The sequence below is a fragment of the Nostoc sp. genome, assembly GCF_036918015.1.
Lineage (GTDB): Bacteria > Cyanobacteriota > Cyanobacteriia > Cyanobacteriales > Nostocaceae > Nostoc.
Genome location: NZ_JBALEO010000098.1, coordinates 407,871 through 428,319, shown reverse-complemented (window position 1 = coordinate 428,319; position 20,449 = coordinate 407,871). Strand labels below are relative to the sequence as shown.

Sequence of the window (20,449 nt, the reverse complement as noted above, 5' to 3'; positions counted from 1 at the left end):
TGCCTTCATCTTTTGCCGACACCAACTGCTAGGGGAACAGCATCTTCAAATAAGAATTCATGGAGAAAGCGCTCTGCCCATTCATGACCAAAGTAACTGCTAAACAAACCAGATGCGGGATCGCGGTCTGCACTATACTGGTCATAGTCTTTTTGGGCTTTGACAATCCGCTGGATATCTTCAGGGTCTTGGAGCGGTTTGGCATCTGCTAACATTTGCCAATACAAGTTTAAATAATCCTGAAAAGCTTCAAAGACTAGCGTTGCCACAGTTTCCGGGTCGGTTTTGGCAAACAATAGATATTTAGAAAAATACTGGTTGGCATCGTAAAACTTCATTTCTAAGTTTTGCGCCAAATCCGGGTATTGATCGTGGAGAGATTTTAGCGGAAATATATATTTTTTTTGATAATCTTCATCCTGAAATAAAGGCTGGAAATCAAGCACAATCAGGTTTTTGACTTTCCCAAAGGATAAAAAGTCAATTCCTAACAGAGGTAAATCGTAGTGATGACTGGGATAAATCACGCTGTTAAAAATTTGAGCGCTTTCCCCAGCATCAATGTAGGTATAGCGAATTTTCCGCAACTCTTGAGATTGGTAACACCAACTGCGAATAGTTGCTGGGTTTCTGCCGCGATCGCTAACTTTGAATTCCAAACCAGGGGGAATGACCCTACTTTGTAAATCAAACCGCTGAAATAGCTCTTTTTCTAAAAATTCCAGGAAAGGCTTATACATAGAGCATGATTTATTAACCCTTGCATGAAAATAAGTTATGGCGATCGTGCACGTCTCATTTATGAGAAACAAAGCAACATTCCTTAATGGGGCATAGGGAAGAGGTGGAGGGGCAGAGGGGCAGAGGTGCAGAGGGGCAGAGATGCAAAGGTGCAGAGGGGAAAAATTTACTGCAACTTCTCCCCTGCTCCTCTGCTCCCCTGCTCCCCTGCTCCCCTGCTCCCCTTCTCCCCACTAACGCCTAGCATGATTGCGACCGATCATTTGCTCCAAGACTTCTTGGGAAACACAGCGACGCTCGGAACAATAAGTCATCAAGTTGATTCCGTTCATCATTCGTACTGTACTGACTCTGACACGAAAATCATCCGTAACAAACCAACAACGTTCCTGACCTTGATTGTTGTCATAGTCAGTATCAATCGTCAGCACTCCATCATCAGCAAACCGATATCGGCTCACAACTGGAATGCTCTCAACATAGCCTTGGTTGCGAATCAGTTTTCCAGAACGCCTCGTTTCGTCGGGAACATCAACCAAAATCGCAGCATTATCGCTATTCGGTAGCCTGGTATCTAGGTTAGCTTGCCATGCAAAGCTAGCACCGCCTGTTGCTTTACTAGGATCTATCCCTTGGGCTTTACAAACTTCCTGGACTTTCGGATCGTTATTTCCCATGACTTTTATAATCAAATTTGACTCACCCGACTCATCCGCCGCCGAGTCAAAATGATGAACGGCACGTTCCGTAAACCATGTACCCTCACTTTTACGGAAGAAGTCGATCATTGTCAAAGGCGGTATTATATGCATCTGTTTTGAAACCTCGTTTTATCAAATTTTGGCGTTATTAATACTAGTGATGAGATGAAGTCCCGATTTAGCTAAAGTGTAGAATAACTCCAAAAGTGATATTTTAATCAGCTAATGACAAATAGTGAAATTCAACTTATTACAAGCGTTCGCCCCAGTCCAACTCCAGAAATCTTAACAGCCCTCAAAAAAGGAATCCCTGTGGATTCAGTAGAGTTGTACCAATTCAATCTAAAGGAAGTCGATTTCCGACAAGCTAACTTGAGTAAAGCCAAGCTATTAGGAGCCGATCTCAGTGAGGTGGTATTAAGTAATGTCGATTTGAGTGGGGCAGATTTGCGAGGCGCTAATCTGCAAGGAGCCGATTTGAGTGGGGCTAATTTGCAGGGAGCCTATTTAAACCGTGCCAATCTCCAACAAGCAAATCTGAGTGGCGCAAATTTGGAGGGAGCCAAACTCCAAGTAGCGCGTTATGATTCACAAACGAAATGGCCCGAAGAATATAACTACAAAGCTTCGGGAGCGGTGGGGCCGGGTGCTAATCTCAATGGTGCTTTTCTGAATACAGCTTCTTTACGAAATGCAGATTTACAAGGTGCTAATCTGCGTGGAGCCTACCTGAGTGGCGCTGACTTGACAGGAGCTAATTTGCAAGGTGCTTCTTTGAGTGGTGCCGATCTGACAAAAGCTTATTTGACAGGGGCTTGCTTACGAAATGCTCGATTGACTGGAGCCGATTTGCGGGATACAGACCTGCGAGCAACCGATCTCAGTGATGCAGAGATGGAGCATCTTCTAAGTATCGCTGGGGCAGATTTTACTCTTGCTCAAGGACTTACAGAAGCAACTAAAGCCATGCTTTCCAGCCGTCCATATTCAGAACTCGACGTTTGGAACGCCTATACCCGCACAACAACTCGTGAAAGTTTGAGTGCTTGACCAATACAGTGCTGAGTAACGAGTGCTGAGTTATGAGTAGGAAGTGAACTACCCACACTGACTTGGAGTACCAGTGCGATTCGTTGATTAGTAAATCACGGTAATCAGTCCGTACATAACTAATCCAGCTAATAATAGCTGAACTCTCAGATTTAACTCAGCACTTTTCATAATGATTGCCAGTTCTTTTTTAGAAGCGCTAAAAATGTCGCGTATCCTTCGGAAAAACCGGGCGGATCTGGTAGAAAATATTGTGGAAATTCTTTATACGATCGCCAAGGTTCCGAAGCATTATGCCGCAAATGTAAGGCACATTCTGAGGAATCTGGTAGTCGCCAAGTCATTTGACCAGCTTGTATATCAGTCACAAATGCCTCCTCATCTAGAAAAAGTTGATCTTTTCTTCCAGATTTTGGCAGAGTAACCGGATATTTTGGTCAAATTTAAGGTAAAATAAAATATTTACTACTTATTTAATAAGTTTTATAAAAAAGAATTCAGAACTCAGAAGTCAGAATTCAGCATAAATTCTGTGCGACTACTATAGGAATCCGGTTTGATTTCTGAAAAAAATTAAGTATTTGTAGGGTGCGTTATGACTTTAGTCTAACGCACCAAACCCTTGAAAATGGTGCGTTACGCTTCGCGATAACACACCCTACGTGTTGTTCAAAAATCAAATAGTAATCCTATAGATGAATATTGCTTTAAAACCTAGCTCCTCATGGGCGAAACAAAAGTTTAAAATTTGTTTCTTATTAAAACTTCATCCATTTATGGGTAGATTATTCTGAATTCTGACTCCTGACTCCTGACTCCTTTTTATTATTCTGAACAAACCCACGCGGCTATTGTGGCAACAGGTCTTCTAAAGCAGCTCCGACAACTCGGTGATCCTCATCCTGTCTGAGTTGGTTCAGGGCTACTTTGGCTTCCGGCTCATCAAATCGTTTGAGAGCATAGCTAACTCGCACGCGCATCCGCCAAGATTCATCATTCACCAACGTTAGTATTTGGGATAATGCCGCAGCACGTTGGCTAGAATTAGCCAGTAAGCCAAGTGCATCAACCGAGGATTCCTGAACTGTGAAATCTTCATCTTTTAAACCCTGAACGCAGATATCAAATAGTTCTTCAGGGCAATCCATTTCAGCGATCGCAGCCAAAATGCTCCGTCTAACTAGCCAGTGGTCATCCTGATAATATGCCAAAACTAGATGAGAAACTGCGACTCTGCCAAATAGCGATAAAGAATTTGCCGCCTCCGCCCGCACGTTGGGGGTATCATCAAATTTCATAATTTGCATCAAAGCCGCAAAAGATTCCGCTGATTGTTGATTACCCAAACCCCTGGCTACAAAAGAACGCACCAAAAATTCTGAGTCACGAAGTTTACTGGTGAGCAGAGGAACTGCAACTTCTGATTCATAACTATCGAGAGCAGCGATCGCCTTTAGACGATAGTGAAAATCTGGGTTCTTCAGTTCAGTTTGGATTTTATGGATTTCCATAAGTGCATTTGGTACAGCTATTCTTTACTTTATTTTACAGATGTCACTAAATGGCGATCGCATTCTAAGAAGATTGAATCACGGGTATGGGACATTGGGAAAAAGTAAGCAGAAGTTCTTTCATTTTGAATTTTGAATTTGGAGCAAAGCGACGTGACTCAATTAAGCGAAACCGTTAAAGAATTAATCGCCAAAGCTAGAATTGTCAGCTTTGCCGAGTGGGAACAGTCCCATCCACAAGCAGCGATCGCTATATTTCAAGCTGCGGATGATGCTTTTCGCTACCTGAACGATGAAGATTTATTGCAGATTAAAACCTTGTCACCCGATAATTCTGAGTTGATTCCTGTTGCTCAATTGTTACGCGATCGCGCCGCCGAAATCGTTGATGAATCTAGAGAACAAGTTTTGGCGACTTATCCCGAAATTATCCAGCCTGGAGGTGGTCTTTATCCACCTGAACGTGCCCAAGCTTGCTGGCGAGATTTTTGGCATTTTCTCCGCTGTATTACTTATGGCATAGCAGGTGGCCACACCGAGTATACAAATCCCACAGGACTGCATTATATGAACTTGCTCTATCAGGAGTTACAAGTTCCATTGGATGCAATGGTTTTAGGCTTAAAAAGCATCAAGGCTGCTAGTTTGAAACGCTGCCAAGGCGATCGGCAGCAAATTATAGCTCCCTATTTTGACCATTTAATCAGCCAACTGGCTACTTTCCAAATTCGATAAGTTAAGTGGGCATGAATAATTAAAGGTTGCTAGTAAAGGCTGAAACTCCTACTAAAAAACAATCTTAATTAATTTTACATTGCGTAATATAGTTGAATTTATTCATGCCCACTGATTGAGATAAACTTGCGTGAATCAGCACGATTAAGACTCTGGCTCAAGGGAATGACAACATACCATCACTTGCATCCCAATCGCAAATCAAATACTAAAAATGAGATTTTTTGAAACTATTATTTAACTTAACAAATTTTAATAAATATGGTTTCGGCATCGTATCAGAATATGTAAGGACAAATGATGCAAAAACTTAAAATCATCACGACTAATAAGGATTTAAAATCTCTATGTCCTCTCCTTTGTCACCATGATGTAAAGTTTTTTAACATCTGTTGAATATCCTTCTCATAAAATTTAGTTGTTAACTGGGAGATAGTTTGAATGGCTTTTGGACCAGCATCACGATTAGGGGTCGCTCTGTTTGAAGACACCGATCCCATTGATCTGTGGCCAAATCGCTCTAATGAGGATGTTGAAACCGTAATTAGAAGTGTCTACAAGCAAGTTCTAGGCAATGCTTATGTAATGGAGAGTGAACGGCTTTCCGTTGCTGAATCTCAACTCAAACGGGGTGAAATTAGCGTTCGCGGGTTTGTGCGTCAAGTCGGGAAGTCGGAACTTTACCGTTCGCGGTTTTTTGATAGCGCCCCTCGTTATCGGGCGATTGAATTAAATTTCAGACATTTCTTTGGTCGTGCGCCATTGGATTTAGAAGAAACGCGTACACACAGCAGTATTCTAGATACAAAGGGCTTTGAGGGTGAGATTGATTCTTATCTAGACAGCGACGAATACCAAGAAACTTTTGGGGAAAACATTGTCCCTTATATTCGGGGCTACAAAACCGAAGCTATTCAGAGTTTGGTTCAGTTTACCCACTTATTCCAACTGGTACGTGGTTCCTCTAGCAGCAGCCTGAAAGGTGACTTAGCTGGCAAACAACCAAAATTAAACAGTTTGCTAATTCAAAGCACGCCTACTCCTGTAATTTCACCAGCCAGCAAGGGCGCTATATTCCGCAACCCAACATCTACTCCTCGCACTCGTCAGGGTGTGGGATCTGGTGATGATGGAAAGGTTTACCGGATTGAAGTCACTGGCTACAAGGCAAATGTGGTAAATAACATTTCCAAATTTCGCCGCAGTAACCAAGTCTTTTTCGTGCCATACAATAAACTTTCACAAGAGTATCAGCGGATTCACAAGCAGGGCGGTACGATCGCCAGTATTACCCCTGTCAACTAAAGAATAGAAATCGGGGATTTAGAGATTAGGGATTGGGAAATAATTCCGCTGTAATCAGTCTCTAATCTTTCAATCCCCAGTGTTGATCATTCTGGGATTTACGCAAAACTAAACGCGTTCAAGGGCAATACCCTGCGGAAAGCCGCTTATGAGCGAGGCACTCCGCGTAGCTAGCTTCCACTTAGAAGTATGCGTCTACATAAAATTGTCCTTACCTGAAAAGAATGATTTTCGGCTATTGTTTGCGTAAATCCCGATTGAGCAAAAGTTAGCCAAAGCGATCGCTGCTGTCAGTTGTCAAATACGAAAATATTTAACCCACTTTCACAAACTAAAGTTTTACAAAAGCTAGTCAGTAGCAAAAATAACTGACAACTGATGGGAAATTCTACCTCTATAAAGGGGTCGGATGCTCGGAAATTTAATTTAATTAGCGTTTTCAGGAGATAATTCAATGTCACTTTGGGTTATTGATTCACCTACCGTTGAACTGCGTCCGAACACCAGCGAAAGTGAATTACAAACACTGATTCGGGCAGTTTACAAACAGGTTTTGGGTAATGCTCACTTGTTGGAAAGTGAGCGACTAGCCACTGCTGAATCGCAATTGCGCGATCGCAAAATCAGCATCCGCGAATTCGTCAACACCGTTGCCAAATCAGAACTTTATCAATCCCTGTTTTTCAACTCTTCTTCCCAGTATCGGTTCATTGAACTGAACTTCAAACATCTACTAGGGCGTCCTCCTGCCGATCAAGCAGAAATTTCCGAACACGTCCGCATCTACAACGAACAGGGCTATGATGCTGAGATCGACTCCTATATCGATAGCAACGAATATCAGCAGAATTTTGGCGAGAATATTGTTCCTTATGTGCGCAGCACAAGCTCCCAAATAGGAATTAAAAATGTTACCTTTAACCGCACCTTTAGCTTAGTCAGAGGAGTCGCTAGCAGTGATAGCGATCGCAAAGCCAAACTAATCGGCGATATCGGTGCTAATTTACCCACATCCATCAAGGCTCCCGCAGCTGGTTCTAGTGTCAGCAGCACCGACAAACGCTTCTTAATTAAAGCTGTCAAAGGTGCAGGTAATCTCCGTACTCGTCTGGGCACCCTGGAATATGTAGTTAACTACAACCAACTATCTGGACAAGTGCAAAACATTCATCGGACAGGCGGCAAAATTATCAGTATCACTGAAGTTGCTTAGATTTGTCTAAGTAAGGGACTGGGGACTGGGGACAAGGGGACAAAAGAAAACTCCTAACTCTTGTACAGACGCGATTAATCGCGTCTGTACTCTTAACTCTTAACTCTTAACTCCTAACTCCTAACTCCTAACTCCTAACTCAGCACTCAGCACTCCCTTGTAGTCAAGGAGGCTAAAATATAGAGTAGGAGAATAACTTTCTTTTTTGCCAAGATATCTCTTGGATTTTAAGCTACTTTTTTAAGATCACTTTTCTAATGGAAATAACTGACTTTTTTGAACTTTCAATTGGACGATGGCGATCGCAGCGTAGCGCTCATCATTTAGCATTCGCCCACTTTGAAGAAGTATTGTCTAACATTGAAATTGAGTCTCTATCCACCACCGATCCAGCAGTGGTAGCAATCTGTCAATTGTATAACACTGAACCCACCAGTATCACTCACCCCTTTCGGATGACTTGGGAAGGTGAGTCAGACTGGGACGATAAACCAATCTCTGGCAGTACTGTACTAGTACCAATTCCCGATGTCGAAAATCCTTCTAGAGGCAAACTCCTGCGGGATAAGGGATACGCTGAAACAATTCCAGCAGTGGCTAAATATCATCTGAGTGACGATGGTATTTTTACCCTGCTAACAGAGTATGAACTCGCTGCGGCTGAGGAGCGAATTTGGTTTGCTAACCCCAATCTCCGATTTCGGGTAGCGACGATTAAAACCAGTGATGGTAAAGGCGTGACAACAGCTTCCTTTTCTTCAGAGATTCGCTCTTTGTCAAGTGCAAAAAGTTAGCAATATCAGGTTAAAACATAGAAAGAATACAAGCTCCTAAATTTATTTATGGTTACTGAGCTTGTCGAAGTATGGGGATTTTATGCCGTGAATTTTGAATTTTGAATTTGGAGCGAAGCGACGTGACGATAGCGCCCAGCGAATCTAGCACCAACGCTAGCGATTTGCTCACCTTAGCCTGTTGGATGGCAGGAGATTTTAGCAACTACAAGCAATCTTTTGCAAATCCGCAACTTTACGCCCACATTCACATTTATTTTCGTCCTTTACCGATTGAATTTTTTTCTGGTATCGGTTTCTATTCAGAACAAGCTTATGACCACGATTTATGGACACCCTATCGTCAAGGAGTACATCGACTAGTCGATTTGGGCGATCGCATTTATATCGAAAATTACAGCTTGAAAGATCCTATGCTTTATGCAGGTGCAGCTCGTGAATTAGATATCCTCAAAACCATCACCCCAGAAAGCATCGAACGGCGTTATCACTGTTCAATGGTTTTTGAACGAGAAGGTGAAATGTTTCGAGGTAGTGTGGAACCGGGTAATCAATGTCTGATTCAACGCAATGGATGTCAGACATATCTTGTCAGCGAAGTAGAAATAACCGAGCATACTTGGATAAGTCTAGATAAAGGTATGGATATTGAAACCCATAAGCAAATATGGGGATCTACCGCTGGCCCATTACAATTTGAAAAACGGGAAAGTTTTGCTGATGAATTACGTGCGGTGAGCGCATTATGTTGATTCAGCTTGAATCTGTTAAAACCAAAATGTTGCCCCCACTGGCTGAAAAAAAGATGCGCTGCTGGATTCGCAGTCGCCATTTGATTTGTTCTGGTAACTTTTTTATATTCGAGACATTAGAATACACAACGATTGAGAGATTTTCTGAATGCGTTGCTTCTTTAGGAGGGACAGTAATATCCGTTGACCCCATTAATAAAATCTGGATGGGCGATCATCGCCAAGTTATTTTATATCAGGCAAAAGCTAGTTTACATACACCTCATCATACTTTGAAACAATACTGGATAAAATACGGTGGTTTCTACACTAGATTTGATGAACGTGCTTGAGAGTTACTATCCTGCGGAAATTATTCTGACAGAAATCTATACTCCAATTCAAAATTAAGTTTTGAATTTTAAATACTCCCCAAGGGGGTTGACGGCTAATTGTTAATGTCTAATTGCTAATTTCCGATCCTGATTAGCTGTTAGTTATTAACAGTTAGCCGTCTAAATTTGTTAGAAAATGTAACTAAAAAATTCCCCAAAACTTGATAAGTTAATATCAATAACTAGTAATTAATAAATATTAAGTAGGGTGTGTTATGGCTTTAACCTAACCCACCATTTTATCTAGTGGTGCGTTAGATGCTTTGATTTGTATTTTAGTGACAAATCATCTTGAAATCTGCATCTAACACAATATCCTCTTGAGTGCGCTGGTTCACCAGTTGCTATAACTTTAGAAACCAAAGCAAAGCACTAGCTCCCTACATAAATTTTATTTTTACTTTACAAATTAGTCACTCTCACCCACACTAACCCAACTATGCAGACCTTCTTAGACGAAGAAACCAGACGACGCCAATATCAAGCATTTCCCCAAACAGAACCCATCGAACTGTGGACTACTGCTTCAGCTGATGACATTGAAATTGTAATTAGGGCAGTTTATCGGCAAGTGTTGGGTAATGCTTACATCATGGAAAGTGAGCGGCTCATCGTTCCAGAATCCCAACTCAAGCAAGGCATAATCGATGTGCGTGAGTTTGTGCGTCAAGTTGCCAAATCAGAGTTATATCGCTCCAGATTTTTTGATAACGTTTACCGCTATCGGGCAATTGAACTGAACTTTAAGCACCTGCTGGGTCGCGCTCCCGATGATTACTCCGAAACTAAACATCACAGCAACATTCTAGATGAGTCGGGTTTTGAGGCAGATATTGATTCTTATCTTGATAGCGACGAGTATCTAGATGCCTTTGGCGAGAACATAGTGCCATATTATCGAGGTTATAAAACTCAAACGGGCAAAAAAATATTGGAATTTACCAATATGTTACAATTGCTGCGGAGCAACTCTAGCAGTGATAAGAACTTAGCAACGAATAATGAACCTCAACTGGTGCGATCGCTAATTACCAACGCTCCTTACGGTAGACAGAAACTCACGGATATTAGTGCATTGCTGGCTGAAATATTCAAGCCCAAGCCAGAAACTGCTGCTCCAGTTAATACCTTTATTGCAGCTCCTACAGCAGCCGAACAAAGCTTGCGGCAAAAGATTCAAGAGCAAGAAAGCCAGATTGCAACTTTGCAACAACAATTAGCAGACTTACAACCATTTGCCAACATCGGCACAACAAAATTTAGTAGTAGTTGGCAGTCTTCTAGTTTGCCGACTAGCACAGGTAAATATACATCTTTGCAACAGCAAGCTGACACCCAAGAAAAACAGATTGCAGCTTTGCAAGAGCAAATTGCTGATTCCCGGCGGTCTGCGACAATTGGGGAAGCCCGGTTGAATAAGTGGCGCAGTCGCGTTTTTAATGGCTAATTTCTCTAATGTTTAGTTTTATCGGGTGGGTTAGCCAAGTTTAACTCATACATATCATGTCCGCTTGATTGCTTATTAAACTCGAAGAACCTCACCCCGCCAAAGCTACGCTTTGTCTCCCCTCCCCGCTTGCGGGGAGGGGTTGGGGGTGGGGTTCTTCAGATTTAATCAGTAATTAAACGGACATGATATAAAACCAAGACCTCGTTGGTGAATTCAAAATCTAACAAGCTAAAAAGCTACAAACTCACTAAAGATTTCCTGATATTTTGCGAGTAAGCTTGAAACAACAAATAATCAGAAAGTGTCTGAATTATTGTTCTAATAGACTTGCAACTTATGAAAAAATCTATAGTTTATCGATACCGTACTTATGGACTAGTTGGGTTAATATCCTTAACCGCTGTATTAAGCACAGCTACATCTGCCTTAACACAGTTAGCAGGCGATTCCCCAATTGGGCAAACTTCTATCCCTGCTTCTAACTTAATCTGGCCGACTCAAGGGTTTATTTCTCAAGGCTTCCGCAAATATCAACATGAAGGAATTGATATTGCAGGGGCAGATGGAACTGCTATTGTTGCTGCGGCATCCGGTACAGTTGTTAAAGCAGGTTGGGATAATTGGGGATTAGGAAATGCCATAACTATTAAACATCTTGACGGCAGTATTACTGTTTACGGCCACAATCGCCGTTTGTTGGTGAGCAAGGGTCAACAGGTCATTCAAGGTCAAATGATTGCCGAGATGGGATCTACAGGCAATAGTACAGCACCTCATCTGCACTTTGAAGTTCATCCAAATGGTCTAATAGCAGTTGACCCCCTTCGTTTGTTGACATCCGTAACTGCAAGTGTTGGCTCTGATTCTAAAGTTCAGCAAGTGGATAACCCAAACCGCCCAGTCTCGCCACCCCCAGTAGCAAATCAAGTTTCACCCTCACAGCAGCCAATTCCAACAGATTTTGCACCTGTAAGCACTGATACTAAATGCAATGGAATTAGTCTTATTGAAGGTGAGACTACAAGCTCTCGTGTAAAAGTCTGTGAAGAAAATGGTCAATTATTTTATATTGGGCAACTGAAGCAAGCCCCAAGCAAGCCTATAAAGATAGTAGCTTTGCATATTGGTAAAGACAGATATCGAGCAGATAATGGTAGTTTTTATTATTTAGTCACTCCACAAAGAGTGGAAGTTTGGCGAAATGGCAGTCAGATTCGTTCTGACAGTTTTTATAGTTTAACGAAATCGCCTTGATATTCTTCTTGATATCCCCTGCCTACCAAAGGTTGAGGCAGGGGTGTTACAGCGATTAGTTGAAGAAGAATGCAGAACTCAGAATTCAGAATCAAGATGCCCTCTACACGCCGTGTTTCCCTTTGGGAGAAGAGAAAGCTTTACGCTGCACTATCCGCCAGTTTTACAGAATACCCAACTGAATTCTGACTCCTGACTCCTGAATTCTAGTTAAGTGTTAATTGAAGCAAGTGGTTGAGAGCCATTTGGCACAGAGACATTATTTAGGATAGGCTGACGAGTTTTCAGGTCAAATTTGAAGCCATGTGGCAAAATATGAAGCTTTGCTCCACAAATCGCCAAAGACTCATCCTTCAAAATTTCGCCCATATTGTTATATGTAGCTTCTGATTCATCAACAATCGTAACCGCACCTGCACCAATCACTTCAATTTGGTTATCTGTCACTACCATAGCGGTATTTTCGTCAATCCCAAATCCTAAGACAGCAGGTTCTAGTATTAAAGCTGCAATTAAGCGTCCCAAGCGTCCACGCTGAGAAAAATGCTGGTCAATTACTACCCCTGGTAAAAATCCCATACCTGGGCCCATTTCAACAGTTTCAATCCGAGGATGTGTCTGCGAATCACCTTCCACAATCATTTTATCTGGCATCACAGCAGCTCCGGCACTTGTGCCTGCTATCACTACACCTTCAGAAAAGCGCTGGTGAATTGCCGCATCGATGTCGGTATCCTTGAGGATGCTGGTAATACGAGCTTGGTCTCCCCCTGTAAAAAAGACCCCAGTTGCTTTCTTAATAGCTTCCAATGCGGTAGATGAAGATGCATCTTCACGGGTTTCTGTATCAATAATACGAACAGTTTCGGCTCCCAGCCGCTCAAACACTCTGATGTAATTTTCTCCCACTTCTCTTGGTAGTTCTGTGGCTGCTGTCAAAATTACAATGTACGCCTTCGTACCTCCAGCGCGTCGTACAAAGTCCCGTAAAATTACGGAATCTCCCTCTTTATCTTCGGCTCCCCCAATAATTACTAACTGCCTTTTAATATTACTTTCCACCATGATGTCCCCTGGGATTTGAGTTAATAAATTTCACTAAAACATGACAATTCCATGTATCAAATCATCCCTTTGATAGATTCCTTGATAAAGTAGGGTTAATATTTGCCTAGACGCATACCCCTACGGGGATCTTGCTAGGCGGAGCGTCTGTCTGCGACACGCTGCGCGTTCGCGTAAGCGTCCCGCAGGGAACGTCGTAGAGAAGCGGCTTGTCGTTAGACATCGCAATTAGACCACAATACTTTTCTGAAAAATTATCTAATTTTCCAATCACTAAATAAAATCTACAACGTCAACTGCCTCTAGAAGTATTTTCTAGAGGCATTTTTGGCTATATTGCTAATTGTCGATTGGAGATTTATCGGGCGATGTAAGTAATTGGTATTGACCCTAGCTAGATGCAAATAGATATCTGATGGCAAGTCCTAATGAACCCGACTTCTGTAAAGCAGGTTAGTTAAGAAAAAATGTGCTTGTTCGAGTGGGAGATGCCTGGGTTTGCCTTGGTAGACAATTTGATACTCATTCATGTCTGCCCCATCTCCATGTCCAGAGATCAGCTTTTGGTGAAAAGCTTCGTCAGCTAGTTCTCGAATTTCATCTCTTAGAGCAGCTTGTGTGCTATTCATACTTTGCTGTCTTTTTATACTGTCTTTTTAATAACCCACATCTATTTTTACAATTTTTGGATGAGTGTTGCACCTTTCAAAGGTTATATCTTTGATTATTCATGAGGATGAATTGACTGTTCTTGCTTCCTGGCAGAAGAATGGGGATTTAATTATGCCTTAAGATAGTTAAAAATGCTTAGTAATAGAGTTAACGTGGGTTCTGATTAGCTCAGTGGCAAAGCCATCACTCTCCAAAATTAACCTGAGTCAATCTACAATCAATAAGTCTGAGTAACTACAACTCAGCATTAAAAATTCAGGGTGTTTAGCCGAAGGTTCGTAATCAATGGTTCTACAAAAAAGCAGTGAATTAGTCCGCATTAATGCTAGAAGAACAGATGTATTCGATATTTTCAACTTCAAGCATTACCTTGGCCCCAACCCTTATTTAAATGTAGGGGCGCTAGTATTTGATTTTGCTCTAATTGACTCTAGAGAGCCTTTGCCCATTGAAGATTATATTGCCAGCATTGGCGATCGCTATCCAAATCTTCGCGATCAAACCTACGAATCTTATGCCCATCTCTTTGCGCAAGTTGTGTCCGAAGCCGGAAAGCTGGACATGGATTTACACCTTAACCGCTGGAGTGCGAAGCCATATCCAAATCTCACGCGGATTAGCGCCCAATCACTACATGAACGCACAACTAGAGAGATAGTTTACTTTGTTTGGGACTGGTTTGAAGCCATTACCCAAGACGAAGACTTTACCTTTGATGAGCAGCTGGTGAGGTTGCAAGATCGATTTCGCGCATCTGTCTACGGTGGCCCCACAGTTTACGCCCTATTGCGAACAGCCTACGAGAAAGGTATTCCCGCCTTTTATTTGTGGGAAGAAGGATTGATGCAATACGGCTTGGGAAGAAAACACGTCCGGGGGGTAGCAACAACATTTAACTGTGATAGCCATCTAGATTCGGAGTTTACTACCCGCAAAGATGATTGTAAGGCATTTTTGAAAACCTTGGGTTTCCCGGTGCCTGAAGGTAGTATTGTCTTTTCTGAGAAAGAAGCCTTGGCAGCAGCAAGAGAAATTGGCTACCCAGTGGCAGTTAAGCCAGTGGTAGGTCACAAAGGAATTGGCGTCACGGCTGATGTGCAAGACTCAAAAGAACTGGTATCTGCTTATAATCGTTCAGTGGCAGCGATTCCCGAAAATCAGCAAACCCGAATAATTGTTGAGAAAAGCATCTCAGGATCGGATTTTCGTTTGTTGTGTGTCAATGGTCGATTCGTCGCCGCTACAGAACGGCGTCCAGCATCGGTTGTGGGTGATGGGTATTTAACGCTTGCAGAGTTAATTCGCCAAGAGAACCGCAAACCTGCACGTTTAGACACGCCAACTTCGCCGATGAGTAAAATTCAGATCGATGAAGCGATGGAACTCTACCTAGACGAACAACGCTTATCATTAGACAGCGTGATTGAGAAAGGACGCACTGTTTACCTGCGTAAAGTTGCCAATCTTTCAGCTGGAGGTATGAGCATCGATGCAACCCCGACAGTTCATGATGACAATATTATCTTGGCGCAAGATATTGCTCAACATTTCCAACTGACTTGTCTGGGGATTGATGTCATTACCAAAAGTCTTGCAGAATCTTGGAAGTCCAGTAACTTTGCTATCTTGGAAATCAATGCTGCACCAGGCGTTTTAATGCATCTTAAACCTTCTGTTGGTGAAAGTGTTGATGTACCTTCTCATATTTTAGAAACCTTTTTTGAGTCGGGTACGGATGCCAGGATACCAATTATTACCTTTAACAAAATCTCAGTTGAAGAACTGCAAGCAACGATTGACCATATCCTTTTGCAAAATTCCAACTTGACAATAGGTGCTGTTTGTCGTGATGCCGTTTTTGTGAATCGCTCGAAAAAAGTATTAAGCAAAGATTACAACAGTAATGTTCAAACTTTGCTGCGTCATCCCAAACTTGATTTGCTAATTGCCGAGTATCCTGAAGAAATCCTCGAAGAACAGGGCATATTTTACCAAAATAGTAATATCGTAGTTTTGGATAATCCCACCGAAACTGAGATGATTTTGGCGCGAGATGTTTTCGATGGTTCGACTGTGGTGATTAGAAAAGGCAACGATATTTCTGTTCGTCGCAAAGGGTTGATTGAAGATTATACTTTGGGTGAAGATGAACCATTTACGCGGGTTTATTTGAAGGAAACTGGAGCAATTTTGGAAGTTAAGTAAATAGGCGCTTTGGGATTGGGGAGCAGGGGAGCAGGGGAGCAGGGGAGCAGGGGAGACAAGGGAGACAAGGGGGACAAGGGGGACGAGGGAGACAAGGGGGAATTATTGAACAAGTCTCTCCCTTGTCTCCCCGCTCTTCTTTGTCTACCTGGTCTTTTCTCCATGCCCAATCCCCAATCCCCAGTTGAAGCATCCAGAAGTGGAAAAATTATAGAATACCTGGAGTCAGCTAAACTAAAGAAGAAATTGCTTAATAAGTTTTAATAATGCTGTTATGAGTACTGATTCACCTGTTAATTCTCCCGAAAAACCTGAATCTACATTCGGGAAGCGTCTGAGAAACTTCTTAATTGTAATGGTAGCGATCGCACTTAGCGTTTCCCTCGTCTTAGGATTGCGAACTGAAACAACCTCGGCAACTCTAGCCAAGTTAAGCGAGACTTCCACACCGTTAGAAGTAGCTGTCAGCAACGGCAAACCATCTCTAGTAGAGTTTTATGCTGATTGGTGTACTGTCTGCCAAAAAATGGCACCAGATATCACTCAACTAGAAACAGAGTATGCTGACAAGATGAATTTTGTCATGCTGAATGTAGATAATACCAAGTGGCTGCCGGAAATGCTGAGATATCGGGTAGATGGGATTCCCCATTTTGTATTTTTGAGTCAGCAGGGAGAAACCGTAGCCCAAGCCATCGGCGATCAACCCCGGACGATTATGGCTAGCAACTTAGAAGCTTTGGTTACTGGTTCCTCTCTCCCTTACGCTCAAGCTAGCGGCAAAGTTTCCAAGTTTTCAGCCCCAGTCGCACCGACGGCGAATCAAGATGATCCCCGCAGTCATGGCAGCCAGGTAGTAAATTAAACGTTATTTATGCAAGAGATTGCCGCTTGAGCCGCTTTTGAGCATACATTAATTCGTCAGAGTTAGCGATTAGTTGTTCTAGTGACATATTGCTCTCTGGTGAGTAACGCTCTATGCCGATACTCATCGAAAGTTTATAGCTACAGTTTTGCTGTTGATTAAAGTTGGCGATATTTGTTTGTAGACGCGCTTGGATACTATCAGCGTCCTTAAAGTAGCTAGAGATGAAAACAATGAACTCATCTCCACCCAAGCGGGCAACAATATCTGAATTCCGAAAAGTTTGCTTAATTAATCGACCAGCATCAATAATCAAGGCATCCCCTATATCATGACCAAGGGTGTCGTTAATCTGTTTTAGCCCATCTAAATCAATGAACATCACCCAGCAAAACACTTTCATGCGGTGAGCAATTTTCAACTCCTGTGCAGCCATTAGGAAGAAAGCACGTCGGTTATGCAAACCTGTTAGTTCATCGGTCAGCAATAACTGTCTTCCTTCGATCTCTGCTTGTTTGCGGTTGCGAACTTCCTGAATGAGTTCTATTTGAGCGATCGCCTGACGACTTAGGCGGCGCAGTGCATCTAACTGCTGGTAAGTTAGGTGATGAGGAATGGTATCTAGAACACACAACGTCCCAATTGGAAGACCATCGGGCGTAAGTAGAGGGACACCAGCATAAAAACGAATTTTGGGATTACCTTTGACTAAGGGATTGTTATTAAAGCGATCGTCTTTAATGGCGTTGGGAACCACTAATATATCATTTGGTTGAAGAATGGCATGGGAGCAAAAAGACCCATCTCTAGGTGTTTCGCTATTTTTTAGTCCAAGCTTAGATTTAAACCATTGGCGATCGCTATCAACTAAGCTAATTAAAGCAATTGGAGTCTTACAAATGTAGGCAGCAATAGCTGTTAGGTCATCAAAAGCTTGTTCGGGTAGGGTATCTAGAATATTGTAGTCCGCCAGGGCTTTGAGCCTTTCTGCTTCATTGTCAGGTAGAGGAACAGCTTGAGTTTTCACAGATGAGCGTCTAAGTCTTAGCCAGTGAAGTCTGGGACGTTGTAAATTTTGGAACAACCGCAGCATCACCTCTCTAGCAACAAGGCTGCGTGACATTAACATCTCTGCAACAAAAATCAACATTCGGTTGAATATACAGAAATATTGTATTATGTGATGTGCTTCATGCCTTTGGTTTGCTCTGTTGTTCATGTCACCCTAGCTTTTTCTGTGGAAATTCCCTGAGTATGTAGCTGCTTACAAGGTCTTTTGCCCAAAGCCAGCTTTAAAAATATCAATATTAGCTAAAAATTATCAAAACTTATTATACTATCAGGTTATTCGTAAAGTCTGATATTTTTGATACCGTTAATTTATTTATATGTACGTAATTTACCAAGATCGGTTTCCGACTCTGGGAACTTCTTCTCATCATCTGCTTGAGCGATCGCTTAACTTGGCAGCACAGTTTTGCTCATCTCTGCGCGTCTATGCAGAGATGATACAATGTCCGGTTAAAGAGCGATCGTTAAGGCCCCAGAGGGTTAGATGGAAGGGGTTTTTGAGACTATTGCATAGATTCGGGAATTATAACTAATATCAGCTTAGATTAAACACTTATAATATTCTGTAGGTTGGGTTGAGGAACGAAACCCAACAAGCGTAAGTACTACCAACAATGAGAGAGGGCTATGAGGCTTATTCTATCTGCATCCTAGCCCTTTTTGTCCCCCCGTAAGCTCGGGCACTCTCGATCGCCTCGGCATTTCGGCTGGAATCTACTCTAATCAACCTAACTGTGCTGCACCGCGCACCCTCGCAATCTCCGCACGCGCGGCTTTGGCTTGCGGACTATCGAGACTGTCCGTAGATGCAATTGCTGCTGCAAGCTCGATCGCCGCATCGAGTATGAACCCAGCGCGTTTTGCCGCGTCAGGCCCGGATGAGGATTTGATCTCTCTCAGGTAAGCTCGCCGATTTCTCGGTCGGTTGGAAATCGCAGCCAGTTCGGCTTCTGTCACGATTCCGTTTGCAACATCGTCAGCCAGCAGGACGCGGACAAACTTGCGCTGACGCTGCTCGGAGAACCGCCACGCAAACAAAATCGCAACCGTTGCAATGACGATGCCGATGGGCCCGAAACCGATAAACCCGCCAATGGCATCCCAACAGCCATGAGCCAGACAAGCCAACAGAAAGAAACCTACTAAAACCGCGAGCCGATGGCCGAACGAGCGATTTTTCGCTTCGAGGAAGTAGCCAAACCCCGTACCCGCAACCGCCGTGTAGAGCGAGTGACTCCAGAAACCGGTCGCTGTGCGTACAATCAACACCTGCAACGTACCAGCAACCTGCTGCGACCCAAAGCTGGCGTCGGGGGCGCCCACAATGTAAGACACGTCTTCAAAGACCTGAAAGCCCAGACCCACAAACGCACCAAGCAGAAACCCGTCGTAGGAGTTGCGGACATGGTTGCGTGCTAGTAAAGCGAGCATGACGATCCCGACGAATTTGGAGCTTTCCTCCACGATGGGTGCCGTGAGGGCCGGACTCCAATGGCTATAAAAGTCGAAGCTGGTCAGCTTCGCAAATAGCGATAGGATTGCACCATTGCCAGGGAGCGCCATGACCCACGGCGCTACTAGTCCGCCCCAAAGGAAGCCGAGCAGCGCGAGCTTGGCTGGCTCACGTTCATACCGATCTTTGTGCGTGAGAAACCAGATCCAAGGCAAGCAATATAGTGCCTCAGAGGAGAGGGCGATGAACAGAGCAGTGGGATAGATGGCGCTGCCGAACAAAAGTCCGCAGAAGACGTAAATGCCTTTCAGTACGAGCAACCAATACAGGTAGCACGCCGGGTTGTGCGGCTGAAAAAATCGGATGGGATAGCTCCAGCCTGAACGATCGATGGCAGCCTTGCGGATTGTGTCCTCACTTTTTGAAGTGCTAATCACGAATCGCCCTCCTTTGGTTTAAATGTAATGCTCTTAATCATGTCAGCGATCGGTTGCTCCAGTTGTGTGGAGGTAGCGGCCGGGCCCTTCACAATCACTTCGACTCCCTGACCCTTGCCATCGACGTATGCGAGCAGTAGACCAGTATAGTCGGGACCATTAATTCTCTTAGCTACTCCGGCAACCTTTTGCAGTGTTGTAACGGGAACTGGTTTACCCTCGACAACAAATTCATTCTGGTCTTTCACGATCTGGTTGAGGAGTTCCTCGGCAGTTCCCTTCCAGATGCCGCTCTTGACGCTAAACGAGACGCCATCTTTAAAGACCACTGCGTTTGATGAACTCCCGGCAGGGAATGGGGTCTTAGTTATCACCCAGCCTTGGGTTGGCGTAAAACTTACAGGGCCGACATTATAAGCTGTCCCTGCTAAAACCTCCTTGTTATGAACAGCCTCGTTGATGGCTGGCATGACTCCCGACCATAAAAACACCACAAGATAAACGCTCACCGTCGGCCAAATGAGCCGACGATCGAATCCAAGCAGTCGATATTCAACCGGTACAGGGGCTTCGTGTCTTAGGGGGGACATACAATTTTCCTTTTTGCGGTGCTAAACAGGCGTGAAACTGATGAGGGTGATTTGTGTCTTGCCATGTCTCAAAAGATGGTCGTTGGTAGCGCCGAACTATTATATTGGGCAGAAAATTTCTGCCTAAGAGGATGTTTTAAAAGTTCTTTGGTCGGTAACAAAACGTTTTAGATCCCCCTAAATCCCCCGATCAATTGGGGGACTTTGATTC

The 20,449-nt window shown here is 43.3% G+C and carries 20 protein-coding genes; 12 read left to right on the top strand and 8 right to left on the bottom strand.

The window, feature by feature from the left end:
* Positions 1–5 precede the first annotated feature (5 nt).
* On the bottom strand, positions 6–740 hold the full coding sequence (locus V7K61_RS32535; protein ID WP_335060079.1) for a 15,16-dihydrobiliverdin:ferredoxin oxidoreductase: 735 nt from the start codon (positions 738–740) through the stop codon (positions 6–8).
* 234 nt (positions 741–974) lie between these two features.
* Positions 975–1,553 carry a phycobiliprotein lyase gene (locus V7K61_RS32530; RefSeq protein WP_335060077.1) on the bottom strand — a complete coding sequence of 193 codons (579 nt, stop codon included), beginning with the start codon at positions 1,551–1,553 and terminating at the stop codon, positions 975–977.
* A 114-nt stretch (positions 1,554–1,667) separates the two neighbouring features.
* Here V7K61_RS32530 and V7K61_RS32525 point away from each other — a divergent pair, with 114 nt between their 5' ends.
* Together V7K61_RS32525 and V7K61_RS32520 are read left to right on the top strand one after the other, a co-directional pair.
* Positions 1,668–2,492: a pentapeptide repeat-containing protein gene (locus V7K61_RS32525; RefSeq protein WP_335060075.1), complete on the top strand. Its 825-nt coding sequence runs from the start codon at positions 1,668–1,670 to the stop codon at positions 2,490–2,492.
* Between the two features lie 205 nt (positions 2,493–2,697).
* Positions 2,698–2,916, top strand: a complete 219-nt coding sequence (locus tag V7K61_RS32520; RefSeq protein ID WP_335060073.1) for a hypothetical protein — start codon at positions 2,698–2,700, stop codon at positions 2,914–2,916.
* Positions 2,917–3,340: 424 nt separating this feature from the next.
* On the opposite strand, the gene V7K61_RS32515 is transcribed toward V7K61_RS32520, so the two are convergent.
* A complete protein-coding gene (locus V7K61_RS32515; RefSeq protein ID WP_335060071.1) occupies positions 3,341–4,003 on the bottom strand; it encodes a HEAT repeat domain-containing protein in 663 nt (220 codons plus the stop codon).
* A gap of 153 nt (positions 4,004–4,156) precedes the next feature.
* On the opposite strand from V7K61_RS32515, the gene V7K61_RS32510 reads away from it, so the two are divergent.
* The 8 genes from V7K61_RS32510 to V7K61_RS32475 all read left to right on the top strand — a co-directional run bounded on the left by V7K61_RS32510 (position 4,157) and on the right by V7K61_RS32475 (position 11,880).
* Positions 4,157–4,738 carry a phycobilisome protein gene (locus V7K61_RS32510; protein WP_335060069.1) on the top strand — a complete coding sequence of 194 codons (582 nt, stop codon included), beginning with the start codon at positions 4,157–4,159 and terminating at the stop codon, positions 4,736–4,738.
* Between the two features lie 441 nt (positions 4,739–5,179).
* On the top strand, positions 5,180–6,043 hold the full coding sequence (locus tag V7K61_RS32505) for a phycobilisome linker polypeptide (protein ID WP_335060067.1): 864 nt from the start codon (positions 5,180–5,182) through the stop codon (positions 6,041–6,043).
* 454 nt (positions 6,044–6,497) lie between these two features.
* Complete coding sequence (locus V7K61_RS32500; RefSeq protein WP_335060065.1) at positions 6,498–7,256, top strand: phycobilisome rod-core linker polypeptide; 759 nt, start codon at positions 6,498–6,500, stop codon at positions 7,254–7,256.
* A gap of 257 nt (positions 7,257–7,513) precedes the next feature.
* On the top strand, positions 7,514–8,050 hold the full coding sequence (locus V7K61_RS32495) for a phycobiliprotein lyase (protein WP_335060063.1): 537 nt from the start codon (positions 7,514–7,516) through the stop codon (positions 8,048–8,050).
* 122 nt (positions 8,051–8,172) lie between these two features.
* Positions 8,173–8,802, top strand: coding sequence for a chromophore lyase CpcT/CpeT (locus tag V7K61_RS32490; protein ID WP_335060061.1), 630 nt, complete (start codon positions 8,173–8,175; stop codon positions 8,800–8,802).
* On the top strand, positions 8,796–9,134 hold the full coding sequence (locus tag V7K61_RS32485) for a CpeR family transcriptional regulator (protein WP_289798821.1): 339 nt from the start codon (positions 8,796–8,798) through the stop codon (positions 9,132–9,134). The genes V7K61_RS32490 and V7K61_RS32485 overlap by 7 nt, the downstream gene beginning before the upstream one ends.
* A 481-nt stretch (positions 9,135–9,615) precedes the next feature.
* Positions 9,616–10,623: a phycobilisome rod-core linker polypeptide gene (locus tag V7K61_RS32480; protein WP_335060059.1), complete on the top strand. Its 1,008-nt coding sequence runs from the start codon at positions 9,616–9,618 to the stop codon at positions 10,621–10,623.
* Positions 10,624–10,962: 339 nt separating this feature from the next.
* Positions 10,963–11,880: a M23 family metallopeptidase gene (locus V7K61_RS32475; protein ID WP_335060057.1), complete on the top strand. Its 918-nt coding sequence runs from the start codon at positions 10,963–10,965 to the stop codon at positions 11,878–11,880.
* Between the two features lie 210 nt (positions 11,881–12,090).
* Here the strand turns inward: V7K61_RS32475 and V7K61_RS32470 are convergent, their stop codons facing one another.
* Both V7K61_RS32470 and V7K61_RS32465 read right to left on the bottom strand, forming a co-directional pair.
* Complete coding sequence (locus V7K61_RS32470) at positions 12,091–12,945, bottom strand: cyanophycinase (protein WP_335060055.1); 855 nt, start codon at positions 12,943–12,945, stop codon at positions 12,091–12,093.
* A 425-nt stretch (positions 12,946–13,370) separates the two neighbouring features.
* On the bottom strand, positions 13,371–13,574 hold the full coding sequence (locus V7K61_RS32465; protein ID WP_335060053.1) for a hypothetical protein: 204 nt from the start codon (positions 13,572–13,574) through the stop codon (positions 13,371–13,373).
* 328 nt (positions 13,575–13,902) lie between these two features.
* On the opposite strand from V7K61_RS32465, the gene V7K61_RS32460 reads away from it, so the two are divergent.
* Positions 13,903–15,822: an ATP-binding protein gene (locus tag V7K61_RS32460; protein ID WP_335060051.1), complete on the top strand. Its 1,920-nt coding sequence runs from the start codon at positions 13,903–13,905 to the stop codon at positions 15,820–15,822.
* Between the two features lie 274 nt (positions 15,823–16,096).
* Positions 16,097–16,687, top strand: coding sequence for a thioredoxin family protein (locus V7K61_RS32455; protein WP_335060049.1), 591 nt, complete (start codon positions 16,097–16,099; stop codon positions 16,685–16,687).
* Between the two features lie 7 nt (positions 16,688–16,694).
* Here V7K61_RS32455 and V7K61_RS32450 read toward each other — a convergent pair whose 3' ends face one another.
* The 3 genes from V7K61_RS32450 to V7K61_RS32440 all read right to left on the bottom strand — a co-directional run bounded on the left by V7K61_RS32450 (position 16,695) and on the right by V7K61_RS32440 (position 20,118).
* On the bottom strand, positions 16,695–17,810 hold the full coding sequence (locus V7K61_RS32450) for a sensor domain-containing diguanylate cyclase (RefSeq protein WP_335060047.1): 1,116 nt from the start codon (positions 17,808–17,810) through the stop codon (positions 16,695–16,697).
* A gap of 671 nt (positions 17,811–18,481) precedes the next feature.
* Positions 18,482–19,648, bottom strand: coding sequence for a PrsW family intramembrane metalloprotease (locus V7K61_RS32445; RefSeq protein ID WP_335060045.1), 1,167 nt, complete (start codon positions 19,646–19,648; stop codon positions 18,482–18,484).
* Positions 19,645–20,118, bottom strand: a complete 474-nt coding sequence (locus V7K61_RS32440; RefSeq protein WP_335060043.1) for a hypothetical protein — start codon at positions 20,116–20,118, stop codon at positions 19,645–19,647. Before V7K61_RS32440 ends, V7K61_RS32445 begins: the two co-directional genes overlap by 4 nt.
* Positions 20,119–20,449: the final 331 nt, after the last annotated feature.